This window comes from Caballeronia sp. ATUFL_M2_KS44 (assembly GCF_023630965.1).
GTDB classification, from domain to species: Bacteria; Pseudomonadota; Gammaproteobacteria; order Burkholderiales; family Burkholderiaceae; genus Caballeronia; species Caballeronia concitans.
Map to the genome: position 1 here is coordinate 382643 of NZ_JALQEA010000028.1, position 6998 is coordinate 389640.

The 6998-nt window shown below is 64.7% G+C and carries 5 protein-coding genes and 1 pseudogene; 3 read left to right on the forward strand and 3 right to left on the reverse strand.

Going from position 1 to position 6998, the window contains the following annotated elements:
- Positions 1-38: 38 nt before the first annotated feature.
- Positions 39-1133, forward strand: coding sequence for a transcriptional regulator GvmR (locus tag NCR39_RS14430; RefSeq protein ID WP_040053215.1), 1095 nt, complete (start codon positions 39-41; stop codon positions 1131-1133).
- Positions 1134-1275: 142 nt separating this feature from the next.
- Here NCR39_RS14430 and NCR39_RS14435 read toward each other — a convergent pair whose 3' ends face one another.
- From NCR39_RS14435 to dprA, 3 genes are all read right to left on the reverse strand, one after another.
- Positions 1276-3933: a DNA topoisomerase III gene (locus NCR39_RS14435; protein WP_250452774.1), complete on the reverse strand. Its 2658-nt coding sequence runs from the start codon at positions 3931-3933 to the stop codon at positions 1276-1278.
- Between the two features lie 160 nt (positions 3934-4093).
- A complete protein-coding gene (locus NCR39_RS14440; RefSeq protein ID WP_040053213.1) occupies positions 4094-4471 on the reverse strand; it encodes a thioredoxin family protein in 378 nt (125 codons plus the stop codon).
- Between the two features lie 71 nt (positions 4472-4542).
- Complete coding sequence (gene dprA, locus NCR39_RS14445) at positions 4543-5766, reverse strand: DNA-processing protein DprA (RefSeq protein WP_250452775.1); 1224 nt, start codon at positions 5764-5766, stop codon at positions 4543-4545.
- A gap of 200 nt (positions 5767-5966) precedes the next feature.
- Here dprA and def point away from each other — a divergent pair, with 200 nt between their 5' ends.
- On the forward strand, positions 5967-6470 hold the full coding sequence (gene def, locus NCR39_RS14450; RefSeq protein ID WP_040053212.1) for a peptide deformylase: 504 nt from the start codon (positions 5967-5969) through the stop codon (positions 6468-6470).
- Between the two features lie 39 nt (positions 6471-6509).
- Positions 6510-6893, forward strand: a pseudogene (locus NCR39_RS14455) (methionyl-tRNA formyltransferase); the annotation flags it as partial.
- Positions 6894-6998 lie beyond the last annotated feature (105 nt).

Consider the following 6998-nt stretch of genomic DNA (forward strand, 5'->3'; position numbering starts at 1 on the left):
AGCAGAATTTATAGCCGCCTGGCGGCAGGAGTTGTCCCATGGATCATTTGCAGTCGATGAGAGTGTTCGTCCGCGTGGCCGATCTCGGCAGTTTTGCCAGAGCCGCGAACGCGATGGACATCTCGAACGCGGTCGCGACGCGGCACGTCGCGGACCTCGAGAGCCGTCTCGGCACCCGCCTGCTCAACCGCACCACGCGCAGTCTTTCGCTCACGGAATCCGGTCAGGTTTATCTGGAGCGTGCGCGCCAAATTCTCGATGAACTCGAAGACGTCGAACAGATGGTCGTCGCGCGCAATCACGAGCCGCTCGGCTCGCTGCGCATCGTCGCGCCTGTCGTGTTCGGCCTGCACAATCTCGCGCCGGTGCTCCAGACGTACGCGCAGCGCTATCCGAAAGTCATCCCCGATGTGACGCTGGTGGACCGCCAGGTGGATCTGGTGGAGGAAGGATTCGATGTCGGCATCGTCATTGCGCGGCAGGTGAAGAGCGCGAGCGTCGTCACGCGGCGGCTGACCACGGGCTGCATGACCGTGTGCGCGACGCCCGCGTATCTCGAAAAGCATGGCACCCCGACGCGCCCCGAGCATTTGCTGGAGCATCCGTGTCTCAGTTTGCCGTCCGAGTATTGGGGCGACGAACGCGTGTTCACCGGCCCGGAAGGCGAAGTGCGCGTGCGGCCGTCGAACGTGATCATCGCGAATAACACGGAAATGCTGCGCCAGTTCGCGCTGCTCGGCATGGGCATCGCGATTCTGCCGAGCTACTTGATCGGCAACGATACGACGCGCGGCCAGCTCGTGCGCCTCCTGAGCGATTATCAGTTGCCGCAGGTCGAGATCAACGTGGCGTATCCGAGCCGGCGGCACTTGCCGGCGAAGGTTCGGACGTTCATCGATCACCTCGTCGAGCATTTCAGCCAGACGCCGAATCATCAGCTCGGCGAACAATGGATTCGCGACGGCAAGGGCAAGCCGGCGCCCACCAGCGTGCAGCCGCATTACGAACAGGCCGACGAACCGCAAGCGCCGCCGCCCGCGCCGCGCCCGCGTTCGATGGACGGCGAACTGGGGCCGAAGTTGTCCAAGCCTTCGAGGACGCGAGGGCGTGTGCCGGCGGCGTCGCCGTTTTAATTCTCGAAGTTCTGTTCTGAAGGCCCGCGAGTGTCGTCTCTCGCGGGCTTTTTTGCCTTTTCAGCGGGCGTAAAAAAGCCCGCGAATCGCTTCGCGGGCTTCGTGCTTCATGGCGATGGCGTTCCGCGCAATCGCGCCCGGATCACCCCGCCTTCCGCGCCGCAGTCTTCTTCGCCGCGGCCTTCTTTGCCGGCGCTTTCTTCGCCGCGACGGTCTTGGTCGCGGCCTTCGCGCGCGTCGTTTTTGCGGCTACGGCGACATCGCTATCGCCTTCGTCGGCGGCATCGTTCTGCGGCTCGGCCGCCGCGCCGCGCTTCGCAGCCGTCTTCGCGCCCGGCTTCGCTTCCTTCTTCTCGAATTCGAAGCCGATCTTGCCGTCCGGCTGCTTGACGAGGAACGCCTTGAAGTTGCGCCCGGTCCGCGACGATTTGAAGTTCGTCAGCAAGTCCGTGCGGCCTTCGTTCAGCAGCTTTTCCATCTGCTCACGCGCGATTTCCTGTTGCAGGATCACCTTGCCGGAGCGGAAATCGCAGGTTTTCGGATTCGCGACCGAGTTTTCGCAGACGTAGCTCATGCCGTGCTCGAACACGCGCGACTGACACTTCGGGCACGCGCCGACCGGCGTCTGCTCGGAGAAATCCGGGGGTTCGCCGTCTTCGCCGCCGGTGTCCTGGCCGAAGTCGAACTCCAGCTTGAAGTTCTTGATCTCGTCGTCGAACGCGAGCTTCAGAATGGCCGAGAACGGACGGCCCATCTTGCTGCGGAAACCCGACAGCGGCCCGATGGTTTTCTCGCGCAGTAATTCCTCCACTTCCGGAATCTCGAACTGGCGTCCGCCCGGGATCTTCGAAATCGAGAACTCGCACTTCGTACACGCAAAGCGGCGATAGTTCTCCTTCACCTGCGCGCCGCAATGCGGGCACGGCGTTTCGAGCGTCGCGTAGTCGCCGGGAATGGTGTCGGAGTCGTACTCCTTCGCGCGCTTCACGATGGTCTGCGTCATGCGGGCGATTTCCTGCATGAACGCATCGCGATGCAGGTTGCCGCGCTCCATCTGCGAGAGCTTGTGTTCCCACTGGCCGGTCAGTTCGGGCGCGGTGAGTTCCTCGACGCCCAGGCCGCGCAGCAGCGTCATCAACTGGAACGCCTTGGCCGTCGGAATCAGCTCGCGGCCTTCGCGCACCATGTACTTCTCGCCAAGCAACCCTTCGATGATCGCCGCACGCGTGGCCGGCGTGCCGAGACCTTTCGCGGCCATCGCGTCGCGCAGCTCTTCGTCTTCGACGAGCTTGCCCGCGCCTTCCATCGCCGAAAGCAGCGACGCTTCGTTGTAGCGCGCCGGCGGCTTCGTCACGAGACCTTGAGCGGCGATCTTGTCGACATCGACCTTCTCGTCCTTTTGCACCGGCACGAGATTGCCTTCCTCGCCTGCAGCCTCGCGGCCGTAGACCTGCAGCCAGCCCGGCTCGACGAGCACCTTGCCTTCCGTCTTGAAGTGATGCCCCACGACTTCCGTGATGCGCGTCGTCACCAGATATTCGGCCGCCGGGAAGAACACGGACAGGAAGCGCTTGACGACGAGGTCGTACAGCTTCTGCTCCGGCTCCGACAGCGATTTCGGCGCCTGCAGCGTCGGGATGATGGCGAAGTGATCGCTGATCTTCGAGTTGTCGAAAATGCGCTTGTTCGGCTTCACCCAGCCCTTGTCGAGCACCTGCTTGGCGAACGGCAGATAGTTGTTGCTCTCCTTCAGCATGGTCAGCGTTTCCTTGACCGTGCCGAGATAGTCTTCCGGCAGCGCGCGCGAATCGGTACGCGGGTACGTCAGCACCTTGTGCTTTTCGTACAGCGCCTGCGCGAGGCCGAGCGTGTTCTTCGCGGAGAAACCGAAACGGCTGTTCGCTTCGCGCTGCAGACTCGTCAGATCGAAGAGCAGCGGCGACATTTGCGTCGACGGCTTCGATTCCTCGGTGACGGTGCCGGTCTTGCCGCGACACGCCGCCACCACCGATTCCGCCGCCGCGAGACTCCACAGGCGCGAGTCGCGCTGTTCGGGATCGTTTTCGACGCGCTTGAACTTCGGATCGAACCAGCGGCCTTCGTAGATGCCCTTCGCCGCGACGAATTCGGCGCGCACTTCCCAATAGTCGCGCGGCACGAAGCGGCGAATTTTCTCTTCGCGTTCGACGACGATAGACAACGTTGGCGTCTGAACCCGGCCGACGGTCGTCAGGAAGAACCCGCCGCCCTTGCTGTTGAACGCGGTCATCGCGCGCGTGCCGTTGATGCCGACGAGCCAGTCCGCTTCGGAACGGCAGCGGGCGGCGTCGGCGAGCGGCTGCATGTCCGCGTCGCTGCGCAGATTCGCGAAGCCTTCGCGGATGGCGGCGGGCGTCATCGACTGGAGCCAGAGGCGCTGGACGGGCTGCTTGGCCTTCGCGTGCTGCGCGATCAGGCGGAAAATCAGTTCGCCCTCGCGCCCCGCGTCGCATGCGTTGATGAGCCGGTCGATGTCCTTGCGTTTCAACAGTTTCGTCAGAACTTTCAGGCGCGACTCGCTCTTCGCGATCGGGTTCAGATCGAAATGCGGCGGGATGACGGGCAGGTTCGCGAAGCTCCATTTACCGCGCTTGACGTCGTATTCTTCCGGCGCGGCGATTTCGAGCAGGTGGCCGACCGCGGACGAGAGCACGTAGTCGTCGCTCTCGTAGTACTCGTCATGCTTCGTGAAGCCGCCCAGCGCGCGCGCGATGTCGTTCGCGACGGAAGGCTTCTCGGCGATGATCAGGGCTTTGGACATGACTCAATATGGTTGGGGTCTGGCAGCGGCCCCGTTTGGACCGCTTTAACGACCGCTTTATAGCACAGGCTTTGTGCGATGCGCGTCGCGGCTTCGATAACGACGTCCGCTGAAGCGGTGCGCCGCGTTCGTTTCGGCCGCCGCAATGCAGCGCTTTTGTCTACGCTGTAGCAAGCGCCGGGCGCAGCTTCGGGGCGCCCGCCATGTTCGGCAGCGCGGTCAGGTCGGTGAGCATCCGCTCGACGATCGACACCTGCGGCAGCACCGTGCCGAAGAACCGCGTGGTGACCGAATCTTCGATCAGAATGGTCGGGAAATTCTCGACATCGAGGTCGTCGAAACGGTCTGCGTGATTCTCGATGTCGATCCACGCGAAGCAGACGTCCGGGTGCGCGTCGGCGAGCTTGTCGAAGCCTTCGCGATATTCGCGGCAGGTCCCGCACCACTCCGCGCACAGGCACGCGACGAACAGCGTGCCGGGTTCGGCGATGCGCTCGGCGATTTGATCGGCGTCGGTGTCGAGATTGAACGCGGACATGGCGTTGGCGGAATCCTTACTGGGGCGGTGCGTGACAGCGTGATTTTCCGCGAATGTAGCACGAGCCGAGTTCACGAGCGTTCGAGCGGGGCGTAGCGGCCGCCCGGCAGCGCGGTCACGACGCCCGCGAGTTCGAGCTGAAGCAGCGCGCCTTGAAGCGCGGCTCCGTCGAGATCGGTGCGGGTGGCGAGAATTTCAAGCGTCGCGGGCGCGTGACCGAGCGCGGCGAGCACGCGTTCGGCGTCCGCCGATGGCGCCGTGTCCGGCAAGCGCGCCGACGCCCACGACGCGCTCGTCGGGCGCGGTTTCTCGCGTGCCGTGCGGCCACGCCTCTGTGCAACGGGAAAGCCGAACTCTTCGAGCACGTCTTCCGGCGTTTCGACGAGCTTCGCGCCCTGCTTGATGATCCGATGACAACCCTGCGACAGCGGTGCGTGGATCGATCCGGGAATCGCGAAGACATCGCGCCCCATTTCGTTGGCGAGCCGCGCGGTGATGAGCGATCCGGACCGCATCGCTGCTTCCACGATCAGCACCCCGCCCGAGAGGCCCGCGATCAGCCGGTTGCGCTGCGGGAAGTTCGCCGATCGCGCGGGCGTGCCGAGCGGCCATTCGGAGAGGATGACGCCGCCGCGAACGATCTCGTGCGCGAGCGTATGGTTTTGCGCCGGGTAGACGAGATCCGCCCCCGTGCCGATGACTGCGATCGTTCCGGCGCGCCCGTCGAGCGCTCCGCGATGCGCGGCGGCGTCGATGCCGACCGCGAGCCCCGACACCACGGCGAGCCCGGCATCGGACAGCGTGCGGGCGAAACGGCGCGCATCCTCCGCGCCTTGCGGCGACGCGTGCCGGCTGCCGACAATCGCCACCGCGCGCGCTTGCAGCACGTCGAGCCGGCCTTTCGCGTAGAGCAGCGGCGGCGGATCGGGCATCGTCAGCAGGGCTTGCGGATACTGCGCGTCGGCGAGCGTCAGGATGTGGTTGTCCGGTTCGGACGCCCATCCGCGAGCGTGCTCAATATAGTCATCGAGCGGAACGCCTTCGATATCGCTAGGCAGCGCGACGACGGCTTTCGCAGCATTGTCGTCGGCGGCTCGGGCGAGCGCGGCGAAGCTTTCCGACAGCACTTCCAGCGGCCCGCCGAACGCGCCGAGCAGCGTGCGCAGCGCGAGCGGGCGCAGGCCCTTCGCGTGCGCGAGGCGCAACCAGGCGCGCAGTTCGTCGGCATGGGCGTCGAACGGCGGCGCGAGGGCTTCGGAAGCGGCGGTATCGGTCGGCAGGGTGGCGGTCGTCATGTTAAGATTTTTGATCCCGTACATATTAGAAATGTCGCCCGGCCGCGCTCAACGGCTCGTAGCGACGCTGTCTGGCCGCTTGCCGGCGGCGTTGAATCCAGTGGGTTCACCCGCATATCTTCGGCATGCCGCCACTCACCCGCAACCTGGCCGAATGGCCGACTTCACACGCGTCGCGGCGCGCGTAGATAATCCGAATCATGGCTCTGCTCAACATACTCAACTACCCGGACAAGCGGCTGAACAAGGTGGCGAAGCCCGTCGCCGTGGTGGACGACCGCATCCGCAAGCTCGTCGCGGACATGGCCGAGACCATGTACGCCGCGCCCGGCGTCGGCCTCGCGGCGACGCAGGTGGACGTGCACGAGCGCGTGATCGTCATCGACGTGTCGGACACGCACGACCAGCTGATGGTCTTCATCAATCCGGAAATCGTCTGGGCGAGCGAAGTCAAGAAAGAGTGGGAAGAGGGCTGCCTTTCGGTGCCGGGCATTTATGACTTCGTCGAGCGGCCCGACAAGGTGCGCGTCAAGGCGCTGAACGAGAAGGGCGAAACCTTCGAACTCGATTGCGACGGCCTGCTCGCGGTCTGCATCCAGCACGAGATGGATCATCTGGCGGGACACGTGTTCGTCGAATATCTGTCGCCGCTCAAGCAGACCCGCATTCGCGGCAAGATGAAAAAGCTCGAAAAAGCGCTGTAAAGGCGCACCGGAATCCGTTTTTGCAGGTAGGTTTCATCGATGACTCAATCGCTGCGCGTCGTTTTTGCCGGTACGCCTGAATTTGCCGCCGCCGCGCTCGCGGCGATTCACGCGGCGGGTTTCCACGTTCCGCTCGTTCTGACGCAGCCCGACCGGCCCGCCGGACGCGGCATGAAACTGACCGCGAGCCCGGTCAAACGCTTTGCGCTGGAACATGACCTCGCGGTTGCGCAGCCCACGTCGCTGCGTCGCGCGGGGAAATATCCGCAGGAAGCGGCGGATGCCATCGAGTTGCTGCGCGCCACGCCGCACGACGTCATGGTGGTGGCCGCCTATGGCCTCATTCTTCCGCAGGAAGTGCTCGACATTCCGCGTCACGGCGCGATCAACATCCACGCTTCGTTGCTGCCGCGCTGGGGGGGGGGGGGGGGGGGGGGGGGGGGGGGGCGGCGCCCCCCCCCCCCCCCCCCCACGACCTCGTCTTCTCGCTTCTCGTTGTTATGTTGTTTTGGGGGGGGGGGGGGGGGG

Coding starts and splice junctions, on each gene's coding strand:
- NCR39_RS14440 (WP_040053213.1), bottom strand. CDS start 4,471: ATGTCCGCGTTCAATCTCGACACCGACGCCGATCAAATCGCCGAGCGC.
- NCR39_RS14435 (WP_250452774.1), bottom strand. CDS start 3,933: ATGTCCAAAGCCCTGATCATCGCCGAGAAGCCTTCCGTCGCGAACGAC.
- def (WP_040053212.1), top strand. CDS start 5,967: ATGGCTCTGCTCAACATACTCAACTACCCGGACAAGCGGCTGAACAAG.
- dprA (WP_250452775.1), bottom strand. CDS start 5,766: ATGACGACCGCCACCCTGCCGACCGATACCGCCGCTTCCGAAGCCCTC.
- NCR39_RS14430 (WP_040053215.1), top strand. CDS start 39: ATGGATCATTTGCAGTCGATGAGAGTGTTCGTCCGCGTGGCCGATCTC.